This window comes from Plantactinospora sp. DSM 117369 (genome assembly GCF_053764795.1).
The window spans coordinates 4,492,072-4,517,135 of the sequence record NZ_CM132446.1 but is presented as its reverse complement, the minus strand read 5'-3'; the positions used below and the strand labels follow the sequence as shown (position 1 = coordinate 4,517,135).

General features: G+C 72.4%; 24 protein-coding genes and 2 pseudogenes. 10 read left to right on the top strand and 16 right to left on the bottom strand.

The genetic code is table 11. The features are described 5' to 3' along the window. Nucleotides 1-90 precede the first annotated feature (90 nt). On the top strand, nucleotides 91-852 hold the full coding sequence (locus ACSMXO_RS19560) for a zf-HC2 domain-containing protein (RefSeq protein WP_455418857.1): 762 nt from the start codon (nucleotides 91-93) through the stop codon (nucleotides 850-852). A gap of 25 nt (nucleotides 853-877) precedes the next feature. Here ACSMXO_RS19560 and ACSMXO_RS19555 read toward each other — a convergent pair whose 3' ends face one another. After that, complete coding sequence (locus tag ACSMXO_RS19555; protein WP_346257508.1) at nucleotides 878-1,195, bottom strand: DUF6582 domain-containing protein; 318 nt, start codon at nucleotides 1,193-1,195, stop codon at nucleotides 878-880. A 259-nt stretch (nucleotides 1,196-1,454) separates the two neighbouring features. On the opposite strand from ACSMXO_RS19555, the gene ACSMXO_RS19550 reads away from it, so the two are divergent. From ACSMXO_RS19550 to ACSMXO_RS19540, 3 genes are all read left to right on the top strand, one after another. After that, nucleotides 1,455-2,450 carry an aldo/keto reductase gene (locus ACSMXO_RS19550; protein WP_346257507.1) on the top strand — a complete coding sequence of 332 codons (996 nt, stop codon included), beginning with the start codon at nucleotides 1,455-1,457 and terminating at the stop codon, nucleotides 2,448-2,450. A 10-nt stretch (nucleotides 2,451-2,460) separates the two neighbouring features. Continuing rightward, nucleotides 2,461-3,045, top strand: a complete 585-nt coding sequence (locus tag ACSMXO_RS19545) for a TetR family transcriptional regulator (RefSeq protein ID WP_346257506.1) — start codon at nucleotides 2,461-2,463, stop codon at nucleotides 3,043-3,045. 439 nt (nucleotides 3,046-3,484) lie between these two features. Continuing rightward, nucleotides 3,485-4,906, top strand: a complete 1,422-nt coding sequence (locus ACSMXO_RS19540) for a glycosyl hydrolase family 18 protein (protein ID WP_455418856.1) — start codon at nucleotides 3,485-3,487, stop codon at nucleotides 4,904-4,906. Nucleotides 4,907-5,003: 97 nt separating this feature from the next. Here ACSMXO_RS19540 and ACSMXO_RS19535 read toward each other — a convergent pair whose 3' ends face one another. After that, the gene (locus tag ACSMXO_RS19535) at nucleotides 5,004-5,666 is read right to left on the bottom strand and encodes a DUF4232 domain-containing protein (protein WP_455418855.1); all 663 of its coding nucleotides are present in this window, start codon (nucleotides 5,664-5,666) and stop codon (nucleotides 5,004-5,006) included. 48 nt (nucleotides 5,667-5,714) lie between these two features. Next, nucleotides 5,715-6,710, bottom strand: a complete 996-nt coding sequence (locus ACSMXO_RS19530) for an MBL fold metallo-hydrolase (RefSeq protein WP_455418854.1) — start codon at nucleotides 6,708-6,710, stop codon at nucleotides 5,715-5,717. A 390-nt stretch (nucleotides 6,711-7,100) separates the two neighbouring features. Here ACSMXO_RS19530 and ACSMXO_RS19525 point away from each other — a divergent pair, with 390 nt between their 5' ends. Further along, nucleotides 7,101-8,807: a glycoside hydrolase family 43 protein gene (locus tag ACSMXO_RS19525; protein ID WP_455418853.1), complete on the top strand. Its 1,707-nt coding sequence runs from the start codon at nucleotides 7,101-7,103 to the stop codon at nucleotides 8,805-8,807. 51 nt (nucleotides 8,808-8,858) lie between these two features. On the opposite strand, the gene ACSMXO_RS19520 is transcribed toward ACSMXO_RS19525, so the two are convergent. Then, nucleotides 8,859-9,047: a DUF397 domain-containing protein gene (locus ACSMXO_RS19520; protein ID WP_346257501.1), complete on the bottom strand. Its 189-nt coding sequence runs from the start codon at nucleotides 9,045-9,047 to the stop codon at nucleotides 8,859-8,861. Beyond that, a pseudogene (locus ACSMXO_RS19515) lies at nucleotides 9,038-9,388 on the bottom strand (Scr1 family TA system antitoxin-like transcriptional regulator); the annotation flags it as partial. The gene ACSMXO_RS19520 and the pseudogene ACSMXO_RS19515, both read right to left, overlap by 10 nt. 133 nt (nucleotides 9,389-9,521) lie before the next feature. Between ACSMXO_RS19515 and ACSMXO_RS19510 the strand changes: the two are divergent. Both ACSMXO_RS19510 and ACSMXO_RS19505 read left to right on the top strand, forming a co-directional pair. After that, a complete protein-coding gene (locus ACSMXO_RS19510; protein WP_455418852.1) occupies nucleotides 9,522-9,920 on the top strand; it encodes a hypothetical protein in 399 nt (132 codons plus the stop codon). Beyond that, complete coding sequence (locus tag ACSMXO_RS19505; protein WP_455418851.1) at nucleotides 9,920-10,165, top strand: hypothetical protein; 246 nt, start codon at nucleotides 9,920-9,922, stop codon at nucleotides 10,163-10,165. Before ACSMXO_RS19510 ends, ACSMXO_RS19505 begins: the two co-directional genes overlap by 1 nt. A 208-nt stretch (nucleotides 10,166-10,373) precedes the next feature. Here ACSMXO_RS19505 and ACSMXO_RS19500 read toward each other — a convergent pair whose 3' ends face one another. The 11 genes and pseudogenes from ACSMXO_RS19500 to ACSMXO_RS19450 all read right to left on the bottom strand — a co-directional run bounded on the left by ACSMXO_RS19500 (nucleotide 10,374) and on the right by ACSMXO_RS19450 (nucleotide 21,746). Next, nucleotides 10,374-11,453 (bottom strand): GDSL-type esterase/lipase family protein, encoded by a 1,080-nt coding sequence (locus ACSMXO_RS19500; RefSeq protein ID WP_455418850.1) that lies wholly within the window; start codon nucleotides 11,451-11,453, stop codon nucleotides 10,374-10,376. Between the two features lie 147 nt (nucleotides 11,454-11,600). After that, complete coding sequence (locus ACSMXO_RS19495) at nucleotides 11,601-13,025, bottom strand: BNR repeat-containing protein (protein ID WP_455418849.1); 1,425 nt, start codon at nucleotides 13,023-13,025, stop codon at nucleotides 11,601-11,603. Nucleotides 13,026-13,143: 118 nt separating this feature from the next. Beyond that, a complete protein-coding gene (locus ACSMXO_RS19490; protein ID WP_318396411.1) occupies nucleotides 13,144-13,458 on the bottom strand; it encodes an antibiotic biosynthesis monooxygenase family protein in 315 nt (104 codons plus the stop codon). Between the two features lie 29 nt (nucleotides 13,459-13,487). Then, nucleotides 13,488-14,741 carry a beta-ketoacyl synthase N-terminal-like domain-containing protein gene (locus ACSMXO_RS19485; protein ID WP_346257495.1) on the bottom strand — a complete coding sequence of 418 codons (1,254 nt, stop codon included), beginning with the start codon at nucleotides 14,739-14,741 and terminating at the stop codon, nucleotides 13,488-13,490. Continuing rightward, nucleotides 14,738-16,009 (bottom strand): beta-ketoacyl-[acyl-carrier-protein] synthase family protein, encoded by a 1,272-nt coding sequence (locus tag ACSMXO_RS19480; RefSeq protein ID WP_455418848.1) that lies wholly within the window; start codon nucleotides 16,007-16,009, stop codon nucleotides 14,738-14,740. The genes ACSMXO_RS19485 and ACSMXO_RS19480 overlap by 4 nt, the downstream gene beginning before the upstream one ends. A gap of 200 nt (nucleotides 16,010-16,209) precedes the next feature. After that, nucleotides 16,210-16,587 (bottom strand): annotated as a pseudogene (locus ACSMXO_RS19475) (cupin domain-containing protein); the annotation flags it as partial. After that, nucleotides 16,580-17,407: an SRPBCC family protein gene (locus ACSMXO_RS19470; protein WP_455418847.1), complete on the bottom strand. Its 828-nt coding sequence runs from the start codon at nucleotides 17,405-17,407 to the stop codon at nucleotides 16,580-16,582. The pseudogene ACSMXO_RS19475 and the gene ACSMXO_RS19470, both read right to left, overlap by 8 nt. Then, complete coding sequence (locus tag ACSMXO_RS19465; RefSeq protein ID WP_455418846.1) at nucleotides 17,404-18,888, bottom strand: acetyl-CoA carboxylase biotin carboxylase subunit; 1,485 nt, start codon at nucleotides 18,886-18,888, stop codon at nucleotides 17,404-17,406. Before ACSMXO_RS19465 ends, ACSMXO_RS19470 begins: the two co-directional genes overlap by 4 nt. Nucleotides 18,889-18,907: 19 nt before the next feature. After that, nucleotides 18,908-19,531, bottom strand: a complete 624-nt coding sequence (gene accB / locus ACSMXO_RS19460) for an acetyl-CoA carboxylase biotin carboxyl carrier protein (RefSeq protein WP_455418845.1) — start codon at nucleotides 19,529-19,531, stop codon at nucleotides 18,908-18,910. 83 nt (nucleotides 19,532-19,614) lie between these two features. Then, entirely contained in the window at nucleotides 19,615-21,408 is a 1,794-nt protein-coding gene (locus ACSMXO_RS19455) for an acetyl-CoA carboxylase carboxyltransferase subunit alpha (protein WP_455418844.1), read from the bottom strand. Next, nucleotides 21,405-21,746 carry a TcmI family type II polyketide cyclase gene (locus tag ACSMXO_RS19450; RefSeq protein ID WP_346257489.1) on the bottom strand — a complete coding sequence of 114 codons (342 nt, stop codon included), beginning with the start codon at nucleotides 21,744-21,746 and terminating at the stop codon, nucleotides 21,405-21,407. Before ACSMXO_RS19450 ends, ACSMXO_RS19455 begins: the two co-directional genes overlap by 4 nt. A 585-nt stretch (nucleotides 21,747-22,331) precedes the next feature. Here ACSMXO_RS19450 and ACSMXO_RS19445 point away from each other — a divergent pair. The 3 genes from ACSMXO_RS19445 (at nucleotide 22,332) to ACSMXO_RS19435 (ending at nucleotide 25,048) form a co-directional block, all read left to right on the top strand. Next, nucleotides 22,332-23,123 carry an AfsR/SARP family transcriptional regulator gene (locus ACSMXO_RS19445; protein ID WP_346257598.1) on the top strand — a complete coding sequence of 264 codons (792 nt, stop codon included), beginning with the start codon at nucleotides 22,332-22,334 and terminating at the stop codon, nucleotides 23,121-23,123. Nucleotides 23,124-23,354: 231 nt separating this feature from the next. Continuing rightward, on the top strand, nucleotides 23,355-23,699 hold the full coding sequence (locus tag ACSMXO_RS19440; protein ID WP_346257488.1) for a TcmI family type II polyketide cyclase: 345 nt from the start codon (nucleotides 23,355-23,357) through the stop codon (nucleotides 23,697-23,699). Further along, the gene (locus ACSMXO_RS19435) at nucleotides 23,699-25,048 is read left to right on the top strand and encodes an FAD-dependent oxidoreductase (RefSeq protein ID WP_455418843.1); all 1,350 of its coding nucleotides are present in this window, start codon (nucleotides 23,699-23,701) and stop codon (nucleotides 25,046-25,048) included. The genes ACSMXO_RS19440 and ACSMXO_RS19435 overlap by 1 nt, the downstream gene beginning before the upstream one ends. The last annotated feature ends 16 nt before the right edge of the window (nucleotides 25,049-25,064 follow it).

Genomic DNA, 25,064 nt, shown 5'->3' with positions numbered 1-25,064 from the left:
CATGCTGGTGAGGCCCCGGTCGAGCAAGGTCGGCGGCGGAATGCTTACCCCCGGGGGAACCGGCGGACCGTCAGGCCCGACTATGAGTGTGTGCGGTGCGAACAGTATCGAGAAGCCCTGTCGGCCCGGCTGGACGGCGAGGAAGATCCGGTCGAGCGGGCCGGGCTGGACCGCCACCTCGCCGGCTGCGCGGAGTGCCGAAGCTGGTGGGAGAGCGCGACGGCGCTGAACAGGCTCGCCCGGACCAGCGTCGTACCGCCACCGATGGAGATCGACGACCGGCTCCTCGCGGCCGCTCCCGGGCCGGGTCGGGCGACCCGGCTGGCCAGTACGCTCCGGCTCGCGCTCGGGGTGGTGGGCGTCGCCCAGTTCCTGCTCGGCGCGGCCCAGATCGCCGGCATCGGCTCGACCGGGCATCCGCACGGCCTTGAGGTCGTGCTCGGCGGCGGCCCCGACCACCTGTGGCACGAGTCGGCAGCCTGGAACGTCGCGCTCGGCGCCGGATTCGCCTGGATCGCGCTGCGCCGTACCCGGCCGCTGGGCCTGGTACCCACGCTGACCGCGTTCGTCGCCGTGCTGACCCTGCTCTCGGTCAACGACGCGATCGCCGGCCGGGTCGACCCCAACCGGATCCTCAGTCACGGGCTGATCCTGGCCGGCTATCTGATCATCCTCGGTCTGTCCCGCCCGGCGATCGAGTCGGGCGAGCCGCCGACCCGGCACGAACAGCGGACCGGGCCGGGCTGGCGGGCGACGTTCGAGGAGGAGCCGGCACCGGCACCGCCGCGCCTGCGGCTGGTCCGGGCCCGGCCCGGGACGGCTCAGGCGCGCACCCACCACCGGGCGGCCTGACCGCACCGGGCGATGCCCGCGCTGCTCAACCGCGCGAGCTGCGTCCGCCGTGTGCCGGGTTCGGCGTGTGCGGACGCGTGCCCAGTTGCCGCCAGTCGGACTCGGCGACCTGGATGTCGTAGTGCTTCGCCGCCGCGAGGATGTTCGCGAACGCCTGGTCCCGCTCGGCGTCGCTGACGTCGTGCGTCTGGTCGAACCGGGCGATCGCGTTGCGCACGTGCGACGCGTCGGTGAGCGGCTCCTTGCGCTTGCCAGGGAAGGCGAACGCGCTGTCCGGCAGCTCCCGCGACTGTTTGCTGCTGATGACTCCGTGCTGGTCGACGGGCTTCCAGGTGGTCTTCATGGCTTCCTCCTGACCGAGGCGTCTCCCCCCACCGAAGTTCTCCTACCCCTGCCCTGGACCGATAACCGGCCGATCAGACCAGCGTCGCGCGAGGGGGCTGACAAAATTTGGATTCTGTCATCCGTTAGTCCATACTTGCTGAAGCGGCGGCGCCCGGCCCGGTCACCGGCCAGCCTGGAGTCGCCGCACCCAGACATCGCCGGAACCCGGCAGCCGGCCCGCCGGAGCAGCGGCCGGCAACCACGGACAGGAGCAGAACATGGAGAACCGGACACTCGGCAGCAACGGCCCCACGGTCTCCGCCCTCGGCCTCGGCACCATGGGGATGTCCGACCTCTACGGGCCCGCCGACGAGACGGAGAGCGTCGCGACGATCCACGCGGCCCTGGACGCGGGAGTCACGCTGCTGGACACCGGCGACTTCTACGGCGCCGGGCACAACGAGATGCTGCTCGGTCGCGCGCTGCGCGACCGCGATCGCGACCAGGTCGCGATCAGTGTCAAGTTCGGCGCGCTGCGCGACCCGGAGGGCGGCTGGGGCGGCATCGACGGCCGCCCGCAGGCGGTACGGAACTTCCTCGCGTACACCCTGCGCCGGCTCGACACCGACTACGTCGACGTGTACCGGCTCTCCCGGCTCGACCCGGCGGTGCCGATCGAGGAGACCGTGGGCGCGATCGCCGAGCAGGTGACCGCCGGCCGGGTACGCCACATCGGCCTCTCCGAGGTCGGCGCGGCGACGATCCGGCGGGCCCAGGCCGTACATCCGATCGCCGACCTCCAGATCGAGTACTCGCTGTTGTCCCGGACGGTCGAGGCGGAGATCCTGCCCACCTGTCGCGAGCTGGGCATCGGCGTGACGGCGTACGGGGTGCTGTCCCGAGGGCTGCTCAGCGGGCACTGGACCGCCGACCGCCAGCTCTCCCCCGGCGACTTCCGCTCGTTCAGCCCCCGGTTCAGCGGGGACAACCTCCAGGCGAACCTGCTGCTGGTGGACGCGCTGCGCGAGGTCGCGCAGGCTCGCGGGGCCACCGTCTCGCAGGTCGCGATCGCCTGGGTGCTCAGCCGGGGCAACGACATCGTGCCGCTGGTCGGGGCCAGGCGCCGGGACCGGCTGGCCGAGTCGCTCGGTGCGCTCGACCTGAAGCTCGACGCCGACGACCTGGCCGCCATCGAGCGGGCCGTACCGGTCGACTCCGCCGCCGGCGCACGCTACGCCGCCCCCCTGATGGAGCACCTGGACAGCGAACGGTGAAATAGTGCCCATGGCCGACTCGACGCTGACCCCGGAACGGATCCTCGAAGCGGCGGAGGAGGTCCTCCGCCGCTTCGGCCCGGCCAAGGCGACCGTGGTGGACGTCGCCCGGGCGCTGGGGGTGAGCCACGGCAGCGTCTACCGGCATTTCGCCAGCAAGACGGCGTTGCGCGAGGCGGTGGCCGACCGCTGGCTGGACCGGGTGCACGCCGAGCTGCCGGGGGTGACCGCCAGCACCGCGCCGGCGCCCGAGCGGCTGCGGTCCTGGCTGCACACGCTGCACGGGGCGAAGCGCGTGACGGCGCTCGACGACCCGGAACTCTTCGCCACCTATATCGTGCTGGTCGGCGAGGCCAGCACGGTGATCGCCGCAGCGCTGGACGGGCTGGTCGCGCAGCTCTCCCGGATCATCGCGGACGGGGTCGCCGGCGGCGACTTCGCCGTCGACGACGTGCCGCGGGCCGCCCGGGCGGTGCTGCACGCGACCGTACGGTTCCACGATCCGACGCACTGCGCCCAGTGGGCCGACCCGGACATCGAGCGGCAGCTCGACGCCGTCTGCGACCTGCTGCTCGACGGCCTCCGCCCGCGCTGAACCGCCGCCCGGCCCGGCGTCCCCGCCCCGGTACCGAACCTGGTAGGCACACTGTCGAGCTGCCCCGTCCATGTGCCCAGCAAGGAGCACGGCGGGCCTCGGGCGCACCCAGACACTCACCACGGGCCGGACGGGGTGAGTGTCTGAGCGACGGCGGGACGGATGCCCGCCCGGGCGACGACGGGACGATGCCCGCCGAGCGACGCGCGGTGGTCCCCAGTCACCCGACCAGCCGAACGCCCTCGGCTCACCTGAAACGGTGCATTGACTTTATTAGTTAACTTTCCTAATGTTTCAGCAACTCAGCAACATCGATCCCGATCCCGCTTCGCCCGGTGCCGGCGCCGCATCTCGCTGCCGCCCCGCCGGTGTCGCAGCGACCCCACCCCCACCAGGTCGGATCGAGCCGCTGAGGCGCCTGCGACAGAAGGGAACGTCGATGTCACCTACCCTGAGCGCCGAGCGGGTCCGCCCGCCGGGACGCCGCCCCGGCATCCGGTCCAGGTTGTTCACCGGAGCACTCGCGCTCGCCACCGCCGCGACCGGCACGGCCATCGCGCTCGCACCGCTCGCCCCCGCCGAGGCCGTCGTGCTGCCCAACAACTTCAAGAGCGTCGGCTACCTGCCGAGCTGGGCCGGCGACGTCAACGCCATCCAGTACAACAAGCTGACCCACATCAACTACGCGTTCGTACTGCCGAACGCGAACGGCACGCTGCGGGCCGTGGAGAACCCGAGCAAGCTCTCCTCGCTGGTGTCGCGGGCGCACAGCAGCAACGTCAAGGTGTCGATCGCGATCGGCGGCTGGAACAACGGGGACGACTCGGCCTTCGAGGCACTGGCGTCCAACGCCTCCAGCCGGACCACGTTCGTGAACAGCGTGATCAGCTTCGTGACGCAGTACAACCTGGACGGTGTCGACATGGACTGGGAGTACCCGGACCCCGGCACCTCGGCGAACAACTTCACCGCGCTGATGCAGCAACTCAGCGGGCAGCTCCGCAGCCGGGGCAAGCTGCTCACCGCCGCGGTGGTCTCCGAGGGCGGTACCGTCAACGGGGTGCAGCCGGCCGTCTTCGGCTACGTCGACTGGCTGAACATCATGGCGTACGACGGCGGCAGCCCGCACGCCAACTACGACTGGTCGATCAACGCGGTGAACGGCTGGAAGTCGCGCGGCCTGCCGGCCAGCAAGGCGGTGCTCGGCGTACCGTTCTACAGCCGGCCCGGCTACTACACCTACTCCGCTCTGGTCGCGATGGACCCGGCCAACGCCAACCGGGACTGCACCACGGCCGGCGGGGCGCAGCAGTGCTACAACGGCATCCCGACGGTGAAGCGCAAGACCCAGTGGGCGATGGCCAATGCCGGCGGGATGATGAACTGGGAGTTGTCCCAGGACACCAACAACGCGACCTCGCTGGTCAGCGCCATCTACGACACGGTGATGGGCGGTGGCGACCCGCCGCCGAGCGGCCGGACCGGCCAGATCACCGGCATCGGCGGCAAGTGCGTCGACGTCGCGGCGGCCTCCACCGCGAACGGCACGGCGATCCAGCTCTACACCTGCAACGGCAGCGACGCCCAGCGCTGGACGGTCGGCACCGACGGCACCCTGCGGGCGCTCGGCAAGTGCGCCGACATCACCGCCGCCGCGACCAACAACGGCGCGAAGGTGCAGCTCTACGACTGCAACGGCACCGGCGCGCAGGTCTGGCAGGCGCAGAGTAACGGCACCCTGCGCAACCCGGCCTCGAACAAGTGCCTGGACGCCACCGACAACAGCTCGGCCGACGGCACCCGGCTACAGATCTGGGACTGCTTCGGCGGCGCCAACCAGGTCTGGCGGCTTCCGGCCTGATCCCGGCACCGCATCCGGCCCGGTCGCCACAAGCGGCCGGGCCGGATGGTGTCCAGCCGGTCCTATCCCGCGCCGCCGCAGGTTCACCGCCCGACGCTCACCGCCAGACGTTCACCGCCAGCCGGCCGGTGGTGCCCAGGTCGATCCCGCCCCGCGGCGCGACGAGCTGGGCCGGTGAGCCGGGCGCGGGCGTTATCTCCAGATAGCTCGCGTTCGTGGCCGGCTCGGTGGACTCGGTGACGGTGTTCCGCCAGAGCACCCGGGCCCTCGCCGTCTCGCCGGGCCGCAGCACCACCGGCCGGGGTGGCACGTCGTAGCTGTCCGGGCTGCTCACCGGCGCCGACCCGTTGCCGATCGTGACATCGAGCGCCCGCCGCTCCTGATCCAGTACCCGCACCGCCGGATAACCGTCGAGCCGGTATGGAGCCGTGCCGCAGTTGCGCAGCTCGATCCCGAGCGCCCGCAGGCCGAGCGCGGGTTCTACCTCACCGGCGGTGATCAGGAAGCCGTCGGGACACTCGACGGCGGTCGGCGACGGATCGGCGGTCAGGGTCGGCTCCGGTATCGGCGGCCTGCTCGGGGTACCACACGCGGCGAGGAGCGCGGCCGTGCCGAGCAGTGTGCCGAGCCGGCGCATCCGCCCGGGGTGGGACGGCGGGACGCCGATCGTCATGCGCTGCCTTCCTGACCCCTGCGGGGTCTCGTCGAGTACGCCGCCGGGCTCCTGTTGCGGTGCGGGCAGGCTGCTGAGCAGGAACAATATCAATCCCGATATCGCGGATGGGCGGGTGCGTGCGCGCGGCACCGGTCAGCCGAAGGTGTAGCCGGTCAGGTACTCCGGAACGACGATCCGGCTCCTCGGCGCCGCCCTCCGGATCGCCGTGAGCATCGCCTCGAACCGCGGCCGGTCGGCCGGCGCGATCGGCGGCGGATTCCGCAACTCGGTCTCGAAGTTGTCCCAGTGCACCGGCACCACGATCTCGGGATAGTCCAGCGCCGCGAGCAGCCGGGGCAGGTACTCGTGGGTGGAGGTGCTGGCGGCCATCGCGATCATCGCGATGTCGGGCCGCAGCCCGGTCACGTTGCGTTCCACGAAGTCGCTGGCGCCCATGAAGAAGACCGCCGGACCGTCCTTGACGGTCAACTGATAGGCGAGGGTGTCGCCCTCCGGCAGGTCGGCGACGGTGGCGGGCTTCGGCGGCCGGCTCAGTCGCAGTCCGGGGATGCCGATCGAGTACGCCGCGTTCCGGCTGTGCAGCGAGGCGACCACCTCGACGGTGTAGTCACCGAAGTCGAGCACCTCGCCGCCCTTCACCAGCCCCAGTTGCCCGGACGGGATGCCGGAGGCCAGGCCGAGCTGGTACGTCGTCATGGTGCCGAGCACCCGCGCCCCGGTCGTCGTCGCGATGTGCGGTACGTCGTTGAAGTGGTCCCAGTGCGAGTGGGTGACCAGTACCGTCTCGGGCCGGCCCACGTGTTCGTCGACGGTGGCGGTGGCGACGGTCAGTGGGGTGGCCAGGTCCGCCCCGCCCTCGAAGAGTCCGGTCTGGTACCGGCTCAGGTACGGGTCGACCAGTACCGTCCGGGTGCCGATGTCGATCCGCCACCCGGCCGTACCGAACCAGCGGAACGTCGCGGCGGCGCGGGCACGCCGCGACCTGGTACGACCGGCCGGAGCCGGGCGTGGCGCGGCGACGGCGGCTGTGCCGAGTCCCGGCGAGGCGGTGGCGGCGAGCCCGGTCGCGGCGGCACCGACGGCGGCGGTCCGGAGCAGGCCCCGGCGGTCGAGTCGAGTTTCGGGCATGAGTTTCCCCTCCGATCGGGCCCGGCCCGGGCGTGCGTGCGCCTGGGCAGCGCCGGCACCCCCGACCGGGCGGTCGAGTGCGGAAACCCAATCACCGGCCGACCCGCGCCGTCCAAGACCATCGGGGCGATCCACCGATATCCTTTCGGATATCAGCACTGGTAGCGGCGGCGTGGAGAGCCGTCAGCGGCTCGGAAGATCGTCGGAGGGTCGCACCGATCCGGCACGCCCGGCCAGCCCCGGAACGGAACGTCGTCGATCCCTCCGGGCCGACCCGCCGCGACGGCGCTGTCGAAGTCTCGGCGTCGGGATCCCATTCCTGGATGTTGATGTGCATGATTGCGGTTGGCTGACGCCGGACGAGGACTCCGGCCACGGGGAAGGGACGACATGACATCCGCGAGAACAGAACCGGGGGCCGTGCTGCGCGAGCAGGGCCTGATCCGCAATCCGGTGTTGCCGGGCTTCCACCCGGATCCCTGCATCCTGCGGGTCGGTTCCGACTACTACATCGCGACCTCGACCTTCGAGTGGTATCCGGGGGTACGCCTGCACCACTCCACCGACCTGGTGCACTGGCGACCGCTCGGCGGCATCCTCACCGAACGCCGGCTGCTCGACCTCGGCGGTGCCGGCGACTCGGCCGGGGTCTGGGCACCCGACCTGAGCTATCGGGACGGCATGTTCTATCTCGTCTTCACCGACGTGTCGAGCTTCGCCGGGGGGTACTGGGACTCGCAGAACTACCTGACCACCGCCACCGACCTCGCCGGGCCGTGGTCCGACCCGGTGGCGTTGCACGCGCGCGGCTTCGACCCGTCGATGTTCCACGACGAGGACGGCAGCAGTTGGCTGCTCTCCATGGCCGCCGACTGGCGCCCGGGGCGGAACCGGTTCGCCGGCATCCAGCTCCAGCGGTACGACCGGGCGGCCGGCAGGCTCGTCGGCGAGGAGCGGATGATCTTCGAGGGTACCGCTGCCGGGCTGACCGAGGCGCCGCGGATCTATCGCAAGGACGGCTGGTACTACCTGGTCACCGCCGAGGGCGGCACCAGTTGGACGCATCAGGTCACCGTCGCCCGGTCACGGGCGCTGACCGGCCCCTACCAGGTGGCACCGGGTGGACCGCTGCTCACCTCCGCCGGGCGCCCGGACCTGGAGTTGCAGAAGGCCGGGCACGGCAGCCTGGTGTGCACCCCGGACGGGCAGTGGTTCATGGCGCACCTGGTCGCGCGGCCGTACTCGCCGCTGGGCCGGTGCGTGCTCGGGCGGGAGACGGCGATCCAGTCGGTGACCTGGGACGAGGCCGGTTGGCCGCGCATCGACGGTGGCATTCCGGCCGAGACCGTGCCGGCACCGGTCGGCGCGACGACGTCCGGCCACCGTCCGGCGGGGACCGCCGGGGACCGGCCCGAGGGGTACGTCGCGCGCGACGACTTCGACGGTCCGGTGCTGGGACCCGACTGGTCGACCCTGCGCCGTCCCGCCACCCCCGACTGGGTACGGCTCGACGCCCGGCCGTCGCACCTGCGCGTCTACGGCGGGCAGTCCCCGGTGGGCCGGCAGCGCCCGAGCATCGTCGCCCGCCGGGTGACCGCCAAACACTGCGTGTTCGACGCCACCATGGAGTTCCGGCCGCGCACCTTCCGGCAGCTCGCCGGCATCACGGCGTACTACAACAGCGGCAACTGGCACTACCTCTACCTGAGCGTGGCCGACGACGGCCGTCGGGTGCTGGACGTGCTCTCCTGCGACACGGGTCGACTGGTCGAGCACCCCGGATGCCGGGTCGACGCCACCGGGGTCGACCGGGTACGCCTGCGCGTGCACCTCGACGGCCCGCTCGTCAGGTTCGGCTACTCGTTCCGCTCCACATCGGAGGGGGCCGAGCCCGGCGACGAGTGGCAGGGACTCCCCGTCGCGCTGGACGCGACGATCCTCTCCGACGAGTACACGTCGAGGAGCACCGGAGAGGGCGAGCCGGAGGCGTGGGGTTTCACCGGCGCCTTCGTCGGGCTCTGGGTACAGGATCTGGGTGCCGACGGGGCGTACGCCGACTTCGACGACGCGACGTACCGGAGGGTCGAGCCTGGCTGATCCTCGCCGACAACGCCAGCGAGCACGGGGACCGGCGCACCCCCGGTGCGGTCAGCGCGCCGACAGGCCCTGGACGAAGCCGCGCCAGGCCGCCGACCCGAACACCAGCGCCGGCCCCTGCGGGTCCTTGCTGTCCCGTACGCCGACCACCCCGGGCAGGTTGCGGGCCACCTCCACGCAATCGCCGCCGTTGTTGCCGCTGCGGGTGCTCTTGCGCCAGACGGCGCCGGTCAGCTCCATGACGTCGCTACCTTCTTGATCAGCTCTAGTGACTGGTCCACCGGGAGTGCGTAACCCCGGATCTGCTCCCATCTTCCGACGAGGGTAGCAATCTCGTCGGCCCCGTCGACGATTCGCGCGGCGAGCTGGTTGTCCGCGTGACCCACCCGCCGGTTGTCCGGCAGGTCGGCGAGCGTGAACGGCCCGCCGTAGCCGGGATACATGCCGACCCGGGTCGGCACCACCTGGAGCTGCACGTTCGGCAACTGCGCGCAGACCACGATCCGGGCCAACTGCTCGGCCATCATCGGCCTGGCCTCTTCGGCGCCCCGCTCGATCACCGCCTGGTCCAGGACGGCGGTGTGAGCACATCCGGCCGGATCCGGAAAGCCGAAACAATCAAAGGACGGGCGGGTGTTGCCGACGGGGGCGGTGTCGGGGCGCTGGAAATATCACGACGCCGCCCCCGTTTCCCATTCGGCGACGGGAGACGAGATGAAACGAGCACACCGAATCAGTCCGCAACACCGACGGGACTGGCGTCAACTGTGGCGATACTGCCGCTGCGGCTACCGCTGGCGCTGTCCCGACTCGGTCGACCTGGTGCCGGTGCCGTACGCGCCGACGGTGCCGCCGCTGGACCGCGCCGCGTACCCGGAAACCGACCTGGTGTCGGCGGTGCCGCCGGCCCGGGTCCGGGCCGGCAACCAGCGGTCGGCCGGAGGGCGGGCCGGAACGCCCGGCTGGCGGCCCCGCCGGCCGCCCGGTCACGACATGCCGGACGCGTGCCGGGCTGAGCCGGCCGTGCCCGGCATGGTGACGGCAGCGGTCGAACTCAGCCGCCTGGAAGGAGTACGGATCAGCTCACCACCCCCGGGGCGGGCCGACTCGTGATGTTGCGGCCGTACGCGAGATTCCGGGCGCACACCCACACCCGTCCGCTGTTCCGGTGCCGGGCCTGTGGGGCACCGTGGCCGTGCAGCCGGGCCCGACTGGTGCTGCTGGCCATGTACCGCGACAACCCGGGTGGGCTGCGCCATCATCTGACCATCCGGCTGGTCGTCGCGCTGACCGACCAGCCGCGCGCCGACCCGGCGGCGCTGACCGCCCGATTCCTCGACTGGATCCCACCAGACTGACCACTCTCCACCTGAACCAACATCAACTCCGGCCAGGGCGGACCGGACGGGGAGCTCGAAGGGGTTCACCGGTGACGGCTCGCACGAACGACCCACCTGCCCCGGGTCCTGCCCGGGACAGGTGGGTCGGGTCGAGACGCCGGCGGGTCGCGATCGACACGGTTCGGACGAGCAGTCCGGAACCGGTGTCCGGCGCCTCGCGCGGCGGTCAGCTCGCGACGCAGCTCGGCGTCAGACCGGCGCCACTGCCGGTGCCCTGGAAGCCGAACTCCGTCGACTGCCCGGCGGCGATCCGTCCGTTGTAGCTCACGTTGGTGAACTGGACGGCGCCGCTGCTGCCGCTGCGCTGGGTGTTCCAGGCGTTGGTGATCGTGGTGCCGGACGGCAGGGTGGCGTTGACCGTCCAGCCGGTGGTGCCGGCGGAGCCGGCGGTGACCCGTACCGTCGCGACGAAGCCGCCGTTCCAGGAGTTCAGCGAGACCGTTGCGGTGCAGCCGGCCGGCGGGTTGGTCGGCGGGGTCGTGGGACCGCCGGTCGGCGCGGTGCTGGGCGTGGCCGTGGGGGTCGGGGTGGTGCCGCCGTCGGTGAGGCTGCCGGGCACCGCCAGCAGGGCGTTGTACCAGGTGGTGGCCATCTTGCTGTAACCGGTCGCGTTGGGGTGCACGCCGTCGGCCAGGTCGGCGGTGGTCAGCGCGGCGTACATGTTGACCAGGTAGACCTGCCGCCCGGCGTTCGCCCGGGTCTGCACGATCTGCGGGATGGCCGCGTTGAAGCTGCGCACCTGGGCGTCGGTGCTCGCGGACCCGGCCGGGACGATGGTGGCGACGAACAGCTTCGCCTCCGGCGCGGTGGTGGTGATCCGGTCGATCAGCGCGGCCAGCCGGTTCGGGGCGTTGGGCAGGTCGCGGTTCTGGAAGATGTCGTTGGTGCCGATGTGCAGCAGGATGGTGCGCGGCTGGTAGGTATTGAGCCAGTTGACGATGTTGGCGTCGATCTGGTCGATCCGCCAGCCGGAGTGGCCCTCGTGGTCACGGTCGCCGAGGCTCGCCGGGCCGTTGGCCTGGGAACCGACGAAGTCGACGGTGTAGCCGCCGGCCACCACCTTCTGCCAGAGGTCGATCCGATATCCGCCCGGCACGTTGAAGCCGTCGGTTATCGAGTCGCCGAGCGGCAGCACCCGGACCCCGGCCGCCGCCTCCACCCGGTTGCCGGTGTGCAGCAGGATCGCCACGGTCACCAGTACGGCCGCCAGCAGCGCACCGGCACACCGGCGCAGGGTCGCCGACATGGGCACTCACCTCCAATGCATCCATCACCTTCGATCGATTCCATTGAATGTGCCGACGTGGGCGCCTGACGGTCGGGCGCACGCCGCAGCGGCGAACGCGCCGTCAGGTGCGCCGAACGGGCGAGCGGCGGGTCACGGCCGCTGGCGTCAGCCGAGCCGGAAGTCGACCACCCGGATCGGGGACGGCGTGGTGCCGCTGGAGGCGCGCTGGTAGAGGATCGACAGCACGCCGTCGCTCTCCACCCGGGTCCGGTCCACGATCACCTCACCGAAGGCGTTCAGCCCGGCGCCGTCGAAGCGTACGGTCCAGTCGGTGTAGCCGCTGGCCCGGCTGGCGGTGACGATCCGGCCGTACGGCAGCACGACGTAGGCGTTGTCGGCGGCGTCGAGCACGATCTGGGAACGGCCGGTCGCGTTCAGCGGCACCGGGATCTCCGTCTTGCGCCAGGCCCCTGACGAGTTGCGGAACAGGTGGAAGGCCCGGCCGTTGGCCCGGCGTGCCGAGGCGTACGCGGTGACGCACGAGGTGAACCGGCCGGGTACGTAGCTGATGATCACGTGCGGGTTGCCGGTCGAGTCGACGTCCTGGCTCTCCTGGTTGATCAGCCCGTAGTTCGGCGGCAGCGGGTCGACCACCAGCCCCGGACTGGAGATCGACACCAGGCTGCCGGAGTTTGTGGTGCCGACCGCCGTTCCGGCGTTGTTGCGCCAGGTCCGTCCCTGGTCGTCGCTGTAGACGTACCCGGTGTCGTGGTTGGTCAGGCCGCCGCTGTTGCAGGTGACCGCGGAGTTGCCCTCCCGCCAGGTGAACGCGGCGTGCAGCCGGCCACCCGGACCGTAGGTCAGTCCGTGCAGGTACATGTTCCGGGTGGTGCTGGTGGCGCCGTTCGCGCTGTACGAGCCGGTCGCCGACTGCCAGCGGCCGAGCCGGCGCCAGGTGGAGCCGTCGTACTCGGCGAGTTCGTTGGTGCCGTTGCCGGAGCGCCCGGTCCGGTAGCTGAACTGGAGCCGGTTGCCGGGCGCGAGGCGGAACTGCGGGTACGTCATCGCGCCCAGTCCGACCCCGTCCAGGCTGCGCTGCACCGCACCGAACCGGCTGGCCAGCCAGCTCCGCGAGCCCGGCGCGGAGACCAGCCCGGCCTCGGACTTGACGTAGTGGATCTCGCTGTCGTGGGTGTCCATCGCGACGTGCAGCCGGCCGTCGCCCGGGGATATGCCGAGCGCGATGGAGTTGTGCGAGTCGTTGGTGGTCAACCGGTGCGGCAACTGGAGGGTCTGCCACGCCCCGGACGGCAGTTGCCGGCGGGCGAGGACGGCGTTGCGGGTCGAGGTGTACCAGGCCGCGTACTGGTAGCCGGCGTGGCTGACGATGCCGTCGCCGTACGAGTTGTTGTTGACCAGCCCGTCGTAGGAGACGAAGTAGAGCGCGCTCGGGTCGAGCTGGGTGTCGCCGAGCCGGGTCACGCCCGGGGCCGCCGCGACCGCCGGGCCCGGCGGGACCGCCGCCGCGACGGCGACCCCGAGGACGAGTGACACCGCCAGGGCGGCCCGACGGGACGACGGGACGGGCATGGCTTCTCCTCGCGCCGGGCGCCACCGGGCGCTCCCAGATGAATGGATTCAACTTACATCCACATCCATCAATCTGAAAGCTGTCGGGCCCGCCCACCCGCCACGAGGGTGGCCGGGGTCAGCGGCGGCCGGCCGAGGTCTCCTCCCGGACCACGAACCGGATCGACCGGGCCTCGGTGATGCAGGCGCGCAGCGGCGCGGCCAGCTCCCGGTGCCCGGGGCTGCGCTCCCACGCCTCGAAGTGGGCCAGCGACTCCCACTCGCTGGTGATCAGCCACTGCTCGGAATCGCTCGACGCCTCGCAGACCTGGTCCACCAGATGCCCCGGCACCCCTTCGGCGACCTGGTAACGGATCTGCTCGTACGCCTTCAGGAAGTCCTCGGTGCGCTCGCGCGGCACCCGGATCAGGAACAGCACCCTGGCCTTCGACATCCCGGTCCTCCTCTGCAAGCTCCCCCGGCCTACGCCGGGCCGCGCCGGACCACCACGGCGCTGTTGAAACCGTCGAATCCGCGCGCCCCGACCAGCGCCACGTCCACCCGCCGGGGTCCGGACTCCCGAACGAAGTCCAGCTCGCAACCGGGCGCCGGACGGTCCAGCCCGGCGGTCGGCGGCAGCACCCCGTGCCGGATGCCGAGCAGCGCGGTCGCCACGTCCAGCGCCGACCCGCCCTGGTGCGCCCGACCGGTCAGCGGCTTCTGCGTGGTCACCGGTGGCGGCCGCGTCCCGAACACCGCCCGCAGCGCCTCGGCCTCGCTGCGGTCGTAACGGAGCACGCCGAGCGCGTCCGGGAAGACGACGTCGACCTCGGCCGGCGCCACCCCGGCCCGGTCGAGGGCGAGCCGGATCGCCCGGGCGTACTGCACCGGGTCTCCGGCGGCGAGCCGGTCGGTGTGCCGGGCGTCGTGGCTGGCACCCCAGCCGGCCACCTCGGCATAGCCGTGCACCCCCCGGGCCCGGGCGTGCGCCAGGTCCTCCACCACGAAGACCGCCCCGCCCTCCCCCGGTACGTAGCCGCTGGCCGCCACGTCGAACGGCCGGTACGCCAACGCCGGCTCCGGGCAGGTGCTCAGCAGTCCGCTGCGCATCTGGCAGGTCAGCGCGTACGGGCTCAGCGGGCACTCGGTGCCGCCGGCCAGCACCACCGGGGTACCGCGCCGGACCAGCCGTACCGCGTGCGCCAGGCTGTCCAGCCCACCGGCCGACTCGGCGGCGAGCACCCCGCACGGGCCCTTGAACTGGTGCCGGATCGAGAGCTGACCGACGCTCGCCGCGTAGAACCAGGCGATCGACTGGTACGCCCCGACGGTCCGGGCCGGGCCGCGCCAGAGCCGTTGCAGTTCCCGCTGCCCGAAGAGGTTGCCGCCGGAGGAACTGGCCAGGGTCACCCCGTACCCGTAGGGATCGTCGGCCGTCTCCGGCAGTCCGGCGTCGGCGAGCGCGAGCCGGGCCGCCGCGAACCCGAGGTGCGTCCACCGGTCGGTCTGCACCAACTGCCGGTTGTCGGCGTAGTGCAGCGCGTCGAAGTCGGCCACCTCACCGGCCAGCCGGCTGGGATAGCGCTCCGGGTCGAAAAGGGTGATCGGCCGGATCCGGTTCTGCCCGGCCAGCACACACTTCCAGTGCGCGTCCGCGCCGATCCCGCTCGGCGCCACCACGCCGATCCCGGTGATCACCGCCCGCCGTACCCCGTCCCCGCCCGCCCGACCGGTCACCGGTCCGGCCCGTCGAAGCGGGTGAAGACCATCGCCGACTGGAATCCGCCGAAGCCGCTACCGACGGAGAGCGCCACCCGCACCGGCAGCTCCCGGGCGGTGTTCGGCGTGTAGTCCAGGTCGCACTCGGCGTCCCGGTTGGCCCAGTTCGCGGTCGGCGGCACCACGCCGTGCTCGATCGCCAGCGCGCAGGCCGCCATCTCGATCGCACCGATCGCCCCGAGCGAGTGCCCGACCATCGACTTGATCGAGCTGATCGGCACCCGGTACGCCGCCGCGCCCAGCGCCCGCTTGAAGGCGGCCGTCTCGTGCCGGTCGTTCTGCCGGGTGCCCGAGCCGTGCGCGCTGACGTACGACACGTCCGTCGGATCACACCGGGCCTGCGCCATCGCGTCGTCGATGGCCAGCGCCATCTCCACACCGTCCGGACGCAGCCCGGTCATGTGGTAGCCGTTGCTCCGGTTGGCGTATCCGGCGGCCTCGCAGTAGACCCGCGCCCCGCGCCGCCGGGCGTGCTCCGCCTCCTCCAGGACCAGCACGGCGGCGCCCTCGGCGAGTACGAACCCGTGCCGGTCCCGGTCGAACGGCCGCGAGGCGTGCGCCGGATCGTCGTTGTCCGGCGTGGTCGCCTTGATCGCGTCGAACGAGGCGACGGTGACCGGCGAGATCGGACTGTCCGAGGCGCCGGTCAGCACCACGTCCGCCTCGTCGTCCGAGATGAGCTGCTGGCCGTAGCCGATCGCGTCGATGCCGGAGGTGCAGCCGGTGGAGACCACCTGGGCCGGACCGTGCGTACCGTGCCGGCAGGCGACGTCGGCGGCGAGACTGCTCGGCATCAGGGCCTGGTAGAGGAACGGGCCGGCCCGGTTCGGATCCACCAGCCAGTCCGCACCGGAGTCGCTGACCTGCACGTACTCCCGCTCCAGCAGCATGGTGCCGCCCACCGCCGAGCCGAGCACCACTCCGGTGCGCTCCCGCAGCGCGTCGGTCAGCTCCAGCCCACTGTCCGCCAGCGCCTCGATCGAGGCGGCCAGCGCGAACTGGACGTACCGGTCGGCGCGCTGTCGCTCGGCGACGCCGAGCCCGGCGCGGACCGGGTCGAAGTCGCACTCGGCGGCCACCTGGGAGCGGAACGGTGACGGGTCGAAGAAGCTGATCCGGCGGGTCGCCGTGCGCCCGGCGGTGATGGTCGCCCAGAACTCGTCCCGGGTCGCCCCGCCCGGCGCGACCACTCCGATCCCGGTCACCACGCTGCGGCGCCGGGTCACGGCCCGGTCTCCGGCCCGGCGGCCACCGCGCCCGCCGCCGCTCGGCCCGCACCGTCGGGCCGCGCCACCCGCTCCACGCCAGATCTCCGCGCCATCCGGTCGGCACCGTCCGGCTGTGCCGCCGGGACACCGGCCCCGGGCCGACCGGCCGCCGGGTCGGTGGCAGACCGTTCGGTGGCGGACGGTTCGGCGGCGGACGGTTCGGTGTCGACGTGCCCGAGTTCCGGGCGCGGGGCCAGCGGACCGAGCTGGAAGACCACCTCGGCGGGTTCGTCGGCCACGTTGCGCAGCCGATGCCGGACGTTCACCGCCACGTACAGCGCCTCCCCGGTGCCGACCGGCACCGGCTCGTCGTCCAGGTCCACCACGATCGCGCCCCGGGCGACGTAGAGGAACTCCTCGCTGTACGGGTGGTAGTGCTCAGCGATCCGCTCACCGGGGGCGAGGTTCGCCACCCCCAGGAAACCCGACCCGCTGCCCACGGTGCGGGGGCCGAGCAGTACCCGGATCTCGCCACCTCGGCGGCGGTCCGGAGCGATGTCGCGGGCGGCCACCAACCGGCGACCCGGCTCACTCATCGCCGGCCCCGGCGGTCGACGCGGCCGGTGCCGGCGCGGTCGCCTCCAGCTCGGCGGCGATCCGCTCGATCCTGTCCCGGATGATGTCCAACTGGACCCGGCTGTTCGCGTTGATCCGGTCGGTCATCTGGGCGGTGGTCACCGGCGCCGTCGGGCGCATCTCGAAATCCTGGGTCCAGGTCATCCGGGTGCCGCCCGGCACCTCGGCGTAGCGCCAGTGGATCCGCATGTACTCGAACGGTCCGGTCTCCACCCGGTGGGCGTGCACCTCCCGGCGCACCGGATCGGCGGTACGCTCGCTGACCCAGCTCCAGGTGACCCCGTTCTCGTCGGGATACATGGTCAACCGGAACCGTACGGTGTCGCCGCGCCGCTCGATGATCTCCACCGACTGGTACTCGGTGAACAGCCCGGTCCAGCCCGCGACGTCGTTGGTCAGCTCCCACACGAGTGGCAACGGGGCCGCGATCAGTACATCGTTCTCGGTGTGGCCCGGCCGGCCGGCCCCGGGCGCGGGAGCCGCTGCCGGCTGGTACTGGTGGGCCACCACCTCGGCCACCTCCACGATGCTGAGCCGCCCGGCCTCCTCGGGAAGCTGGACCCGGTAGCGGTCCGCCACCACCGCCTGCAATTCGAGCAGCGCCAGCGAGTCCATGCCGAGTTCCTCCAGCGAGGCGTTCGGCGCGGCGGCCGCGGCGGTGCCGTCCAGCCCGCAGTGCCGGACCAGGATCGCGCTGATCTCCGCCGCCGTCACCGGCGCCGGAACCGGCTCCCGCTGGGTCGGCCCGGTCCACGTCGGTTCCTCGTGCCTCACACTCATCTGCTCCTCCTCGGATGGTTCGCGGTCGTGGGTAGGGCGCTCCGCGCGACGGCAGGGGCAGCGGGAACGGCAGCGGCGGCGGAGGCTTCGGGAACGGCGGAACCGGCCCGGACCGGGTCGGGCGGCGGTTCGGCGCCGCCGAGCAGCCGGTCGACCAGTCCGGTCGAGTACCTCCCCTTGCGGAAGCCCGCGTCGTCGAGCACCCGGCGCAGGAACGGGATGGTGGTGCGTACGCCGGGCCCCTCGACGTCGAACTCGTGCAACGCCCGTTCCATCCGGCCGAGCGCCAGATCCCGCTCGGGCGCCCAGACCACCACCTTGGCGAGCAGCGAGTCGTAGTACGGCCCCACCAGGTAGCCGGGGTAGCCGTGCGTGTCCACCCGGGTGAACGGCCCGCTCGGCGGGACGAACCTGCTCAACCGGCCGGGGGTTGGCGCAAACCCCCGGTCGGGGTCCTCGACGTTGACCCGGCACTCCACCGCGACACCGGAGATCCGGACGTCCTCCTGGCGAAGCCGCAGCGGCACCCCGGCCGCGATGTGCAACTGCTCGTGCACCAGGTCGACCCTGCTGATCATCTCGGTGACCGGATGTTCGACCTGGATCCGGCAGTTGACCTCGATGAACGAGAACCGCTCGGCCTCGTCGACCAGGAACTCGAAGGTCCCGGCCCCGGTGTACCCGGCGCGCAACGCGCCGGCCAGCGCGGACCCGGCGAGCGCGTCGAGGGTATTGGCCGACAGCGCGGGCGCCGGGCCCTCCTCGACCAGCTTCTGGTGCCGCCGCTGCACCGAGCAGTCCCGGGTGCCCAGGTGTACGCCGTTGCCGTATCCGTCGCAGAGCACCTGCACCTCGACGTGCCGCGCCTGGACGAGGTACCGCTCAAGGTAGACCCGGTCGTCGCCGAAGACCGCCTGCGCGGCGATCCTGGTCCGCTCGTACGCCGGGCCGAACTCGTCGGCCGACCAGACCACCGTCATCCCGCGTCCACCGCCTCCGGCGGCGCACTTGATGATCACGGGATAGCCGATCTCGTCGGCGACGTCGCGCGCCCTCGCCGCCGTCTCGACGGTCGCCAGGCTGCCGGGTGGCAGCGGCAGCCCGGCCTCCCGCATCAGCGCCCGGGCTCGCGCCTTGTCGCCGAGTGCGAGCATCACCTCCGGCGACGGTCCGATGAAGACGAGCCCGTTGTCGGCGCAGATCTCGGCGAAGTCGGCGTCCTCGGAGAGGAACCCGTAACCCGGGTGCACGGCCTGTGCCCCGGTCCGGCGGGCCGCCTCGACGATGGCGGCGGCGTTGCGGTAGCTCTGCCGGGCTTCCGGCGGCCCGATGCAGACCGCCTCGTCGGCCAGTCGGACGACGGCCGAGTCCCGGTCCGCGACCGAATACACCGCCACGGTACGTACGCCCAGCTCACGGCAGGCTCGGGCCACCCGGAGCGCGATCTCGCCACGATTGGCGATCAGAATCTTCTCGAACACCGCCGCACCGTCCTGGAAGTCACGCGGGTAGCAGGGCGATCAGTGGCTGCCCGAACTCGACCGGCTCGCCGTCCCGGACGAGCACCTCGGCGACCCGGCCGGCCTGGTCGGCGACCACCTCGTTCATCAGCTTCATCGCCTCGACGATGCAGACCACCTGACCGGGCTCCACCTTGTCCCCAACCTCGACGAACGGAGCGCCGCCGGGTTCGGCGGCCCGGTAGCAGGTGCCGACCATCGGCGCGACGACGGTCCGGCGGCCGTCACCGTCGGCCATCCCATCGACGCCGGCGGGCGACGCGGTACGGGTGGCGGCGTCCGCCGGGGCGTGGCCGGGTGCGTCGGCCGGTCCCGGCGAACCGGGTACGCCGGACCACTCGATCTCCAGCACGGTGTCGCCGCTGCGCAGGTGGATCCGGCATACCGGTCCGGCCGTCTCGGCCAGCAGCCGGCCCGCCTGCCGGCGCAGCTCGGCGAGTTCCGTCCCCCGGTCGGCCGGCACGGCCGGTTCCGCCCGCCGGTCGGCCGGCACGGGCGGTTCCGTGCCCCGGTCGGACTGCCCGGTGGCGTCGCCCCGGTCCCGCGCGCCGTCCGGGGCGTCCGGGCGTACCGGCCGGCTGTCCGGGACGTCCGGCCCTGGCACGCGTCCGTCGCCGGCGGCCCGCTCTCCCGCTGCCGGTCGCGCCGGTCCGCCCGGGCCCGGCTGTTCGGGGATCGCCGCGGCGGTCACGCCGGACCCGCTTCCGACGGCAGCACGCTGGCCGCCGCACCGTACTGGCGGAAACGCCGACGACGACGCCGGACCAACTCCCCGGCGGGCACGTCGAGCAGCGGCGCCAGGTTCTCCAGCAGCGCCCGGCGGAGCAGTCGGGCCGCGGCGGTGGGATCCCGGTGCGCACCCCCGGGCGGCTCCGCGACGATCTCGTCGGCGACCCCGAGCCGCAGCAGATCGGGTGCGGTCAGCCGGAGCGCGTCGGCGGCCTGCGGCACGGCGGCCCGGTCGTGCCAGAGGATCGCGGCACAGCCCTCCGGGCTGATCACCGAGTAGACCGCGTTGCGCAGCATCAGTACCCGATCCGCCACGGCCAACGCGAGCGCCCCGCCGCTGCCGCCCTCGCCGATGATGACCGCGACGACCGGGATCGGCAGCCCGGTCATCGCGAGGATGCTCTCGGCGATCGCGGCGGCCTGGCCCTGCTGCTCGGCTTCCACCCCCGGGTAGGCGCCCGGCGTGTCGATCAGCGTCACCACCGGCAGTCCCAGGCGGGCGGCGAGTCGCATCACCCGCATCGCCTTGCGGTAGCCGGCCGGGCTGGCCATCCCGAAGTTGCGGGCCCGCAGCTCCCTCGGCTGGTGCCCCTTCTGGTGCCCGACCACGGCGACGTACCGGTCGCCGAGCCGGGCCAGCCCGGCGACGATCGCCGCGCAGTCGACGCCGAGCCGGTCACCGTGCAGCTCGACGAACCCGTCGAAGGCGGTGGCCAGGTAGTCCAGCGTGGTCGGCCGGCCGGTGTGCCGGGCGGACCGGACGATCCGCCAGGCGTCGGTCCAGTCGTCCGGGCCGGTGTCCCCGCGCCACGCCCGGGCGGCCGGGCCGGCCGCGGCGCCCGCCAGGCCGTTCGGCGGCGGTGCTCCGGTCGCACGGTCCGGCGTCGGCGCCGTCCGGGCCGGACGGCCCGGGGCCGGCGCGGCGGCGGCGAGCAGCCAGCGCAGCCTGGCCCGCAGCGCCCGCCGCTCCACCACCATGTCGACCTGGCCGTGCCGGAGCAGGAAGTCGGTGGTCTGGAAGTCGGCCGGCAGCGTCTGCCGGATGGTCTCCCGGATCACCCGGGGACCGGCGAAGCCGAGCCGGGAACCGGTCTCGGCGAGCACGATGTCGGTGCAGGTCGCGAAGGACGCGGCCACTCCGCCGTAGGTGGGATCGGTGACCAGGCTGACGGTCAGCAGCCCCGCCTCGCGCAGCGCGGCGATCGCCTGGCTGATGGTGGCCATCTGCATCAGCGCCAGCACGCCCTCCTGCATCCGGGCGCCACCGGACGCGGTGACCAGCAACAGCGGCAGGCGGTTGGTCAGGGCGTGCTCGGCGGCCCGGGTGATCAGCTCCCCGGTGACCGAGCCGAGGCTGCCGCCGAGGAACCGGAAGTCCATCACGGCCAGCACCAGGCCGTACCCGCCGAGCGTCGCGGTACCGCAGAGCACCGCCTCGGCCAGGCCGGTCTCCGCCCGGGCGGCGGCGAGGCGCTGCGGGTACGGCATCGAGTCGACGAACCCGATCGGGTCGACCTGGGTCGCCGGGCCGGGCAACTGCCGGAACGTGTCCTGGTCGACGAGCTGGGCTATCCGCTCGGGCGCGTCCAGCCGGCGGTGGTCACCACACTCCGGGCAGACGTCGAGGTTGCGCCGCAGCCGCTTGCGGTAGAGCAGCGCCGGGCAGGAGCGGCAGCGGGTCCACGGCTGCTGGTCGAGGCCGGCGTACCCGCTCCGGCGCGGGATGGTGCCGGTCGGCGTGTCCCCGGTCATCGCCGTACCCCCAGGTGGGTCGGGGCGTCCCAGCGGTAGAAGCAGCGCGCCATGGCGTCCGCCGGCACCCGCCAGTTCGCCAGGTACGGCGTGACGTGCGGGGCCAGCCGCTCGCTGACCCGGACGAACTCGGGGTGTCGGCGGGCGTTCTCCACGGCGGCGGAACCCGGACTCTCCGTCTCGATCAGGTGCACGTACAGGTCGTGCAGCCGGTAGAGCGAGCGGTGCCGTACGCCCACCAGTCGGGGCAGCTCGGTCCGGTCCGACTCGGCGAAGATCTGCGCGACCTGTCCTTCGGCGGCCGGCACGACCTTCGCGACGATCAGTGAGCGATCCATGACGCAGCCTCCCTGGGCGATTCCCGCGATCCGGATGGGTGACTCCGGCACCCGGCCGCGACAAGAGCCTCTCCCCCGGCTTCTCCCCCGACTGCGACCTCGTCCGAACGACTGGTGACCACCCTGCCCACCGGGTGTCAACGGAATGTCACCCGATCGCGTACGACTGCTCCCCGACACGGTGACGCTCTGGTGACGGCGGTCGGGCACAATGCCCCACCCTGCCGGGACGGAACGGCCCGGACGGGCGCTGCGGCGACCCGAGTGCGACCGCTTATGCCCAGCTCAGAGCCGTTGTGCAGGGACCGAACGGCTAGGTCGGATTGCCGACCGGCGGATTGACCGAGCGTAACGGCGATTGATAACGTTCGTCACGCTTTGCGGTGTCGGTGCCTGAACGGGCACGGCGCCCCCCGAGCGGCATCGGCATACCGGAGAGCTGGGCGGGGCGGTCCGGGCAGGGCGGACTTCGGGACACGGGTTCCGGGTGCAGGAGGGTGGGCCGTGACTCCTGACGAGAGCGAGCCGCGCGACGGGGCACGCCGGGCACCGGCCCACCCGTCACCGCGCCAGTTCGGTCGGACGATCCACCTGTTCCTGCTGGACGGCTTCAACCTGCTGCACGACGGGACTCCGGTGGTCGTACCCCGTGGACTGCAACGGATCATCGCGCTGGTCGGGTTGCGGCCGGGCGCGACCCGGGCACACCTGGCCGGCCTGCTGTGGCCGGACACTCCGGAGGAGCGGGCGATGTCCTCCCTGCGTACCGCGCTGTGGCGGCTTCGTCAGGAGGGCAGTTGCCCGGTGCTCACCACCGGCGACACGGTCCGGCTCGATCCGGCGGTACGGCTGGACATCGACGACCTCGTCCGGGCCGCCGAGCGGGTACGCGACGGCGGTGACCCCCGCTGGGCGGCGAAGCTCCGTAGCGCGGGGCGGCACGACCTGCTCCCCGGCTGGTACGACGAGTGGGTGCTGCTGGAGCGGGAGCGACTGCGCCAGCTCCGCCTGCACATGCTGGAGGACATCGCCCGGGGTCACCTGCACGCCGGGCAGCACGGCGAGGCGTTGCAGGCCGCTCTCGAGGCGGTCCGCGCCGAACCGCTGCGCGAGACGCCGCACCGCCTGATCGTCGAGATCCACCTCGACGAGGGCAACGCCTACGAGGCGCTCCAGGCCTTCTACGTCTACCGTGACCTGCTGCTCCGCGAACTTCAGCTAGAGCCGTCCGAGGCGATGTCCGCCCTGCTCAGTGACCTGCTCGCACCCATCGCCCGGCCGAGGGGGGCCCGCCTGTCGGGTGCCCGGCCGTCGCCGGGGCGCGCGGCGGCGTACCCCGACCGGTCGGCACTGCCGGCGATGCCGGTGCGGCGCTGATCCCCAGCCCCGCCGTCCCCCGCACGGCGGCCGGTCTCTCCGGCGCGCCGGCGCGGCGCGCCGTCCTGGCGCGGCGGCGTCACCGCAGCGTCACAGAGGACGGCGACGGTGACGGCGGTCGGTGACGGTCGGATGACGTCACCGCCGGCATGGTGATCGGGCCCGATCAGACGGCCGGCGGGTTGTCCGGGTCGCACCGGGCCCGGTCCGGCCAGCCAGCTAAGGAGTCCAATGAATCGCGTACTGATCGTGGGCAGGATCGTCCCGGGCACCGAGGAGGAGATCGCGAAGATCCTCGCGGAGTCCGACAACACCGACCTGCACACCGTCACCGGTGTGCGGCACCGCTCGCTCTACCACCTCGACGATCTCTGCCTGCACCTGATGGAGACCGACGACTCCGCGCCGGCCCGGTTGGAGCAGGCGAACCGGCATCCGCTCTTCGTCAGCGTGCAACAGCGGCTGGGTGCGTACATCTCGCCGTACTCGCCGAACTGGCGGTCGCCGCGCGACGCGATGGCGCGGTGCTTCTACCGCTGGGACGGCCCGGATGCGACGGCCGCGGAAGGGACCTGATGCGCACCAGCCCGATACATGTGATCGTCATCGGTGCCGGTACCGGAGGCATGTGCCTGGCGCACGGCCTCCGGCGGGCCGGCATCAGCGTCGCCGTCTACGAGCGGTACCGCGACCGTGGCGACGGCCTGCTCGGCTACCGGGTCGGGATCAATCCGACCGGCTGCCGTGCGCTGCGCGAGTGCCTGCCGGCGGAACTGTTCACGACGTTCCTCGCCACCTGTGCCCAGGCGCCCCGGTACTTCAACGTGCTGACCGAGCAACTGCACCGTACGGCCTCCTTCGCGCTGCGCCCCGAGGCCGACCCGACCAGCATCGACCAGTCGGTCTCCCGGATGACGCTGCGCCAGGTGCTGCTGACCGGCATGGACGACGTGGTGCACTTCGGCAAGACGTTCACGCACTACGCGCAGCACGACGACGGCCGGGTCACCGCGTACTTCGCCGACGGCACCTCGGCCACCGGGGACCTGCTGGTCGCCGCCGACGGCACGCACTCCGCGGTACGCCGGCAGTACCTGCCGCACGCCGAGGTCAGGGACGCCGGGAGCATCAACATCGCCAGCAAGATCCCGCTGACCGAGCAGACCCGGAGCCTGCTCACCGAGGAGATGCACCGGGGCATCTCGCTGATCTTCGGTGCCGGCGGCGTGATGGGCGTACTGCACGTCATGGAGTTCAAGTGGGACCAGCGCGGCTCGGTCAAGCCCGGGGTCGGGGTCACCGACGCCCGGCTGATCGGGCAGTGGCCCGGGCTGCTCTTCGACAACACCCGGGACTGCATCAACCTGATCATCTGGAGCGCCGCCGACCGCTTCCCGCCCGACGTGCTGGAGTTGCGCGGCGAGCGCCTCGCCGAGGTCGCCCGGGACCTGACCCGGAACTGGCATCCGAACCTGCGGGAGCTGCTGCGACAGAGCGACACCGGCAGCGTCATCCCGATCAAGGTCGCCACCTCGGTACCGGTCGAGCCCTGGCCGAGCAGCAACGTGACCCTGCTGGGCGACGCGATCCACACCATGACGCCGGGGCGGGGGGTGGGCGCCAACACCGCGTTGCGGGACGCCGCGCTGCTGCACCGGCAACTGGTCGCGGCGGCGGCCGGCGCCAAGCCGCTGCTCGGGAGCATCGCGGACTACGAGACGGAGATGATCCGGTACGGCTTCGCCCGGGTCGCCGACTCGCTGCGGACCAACGGCACCAACGGCGACGACCCGATCTACAAGCCGGTCATCGGCCGGTTCGCGATGCTTGCCGCGCGCGGCTATTTCAGCGTGACCAGCCGACTTCCGCCGCTGCGCCGCCGGTTCGTCGACGAGCTGTACAACTACCGGGGCGCGGAGACCTGACGGCGGTCGGCCCGGG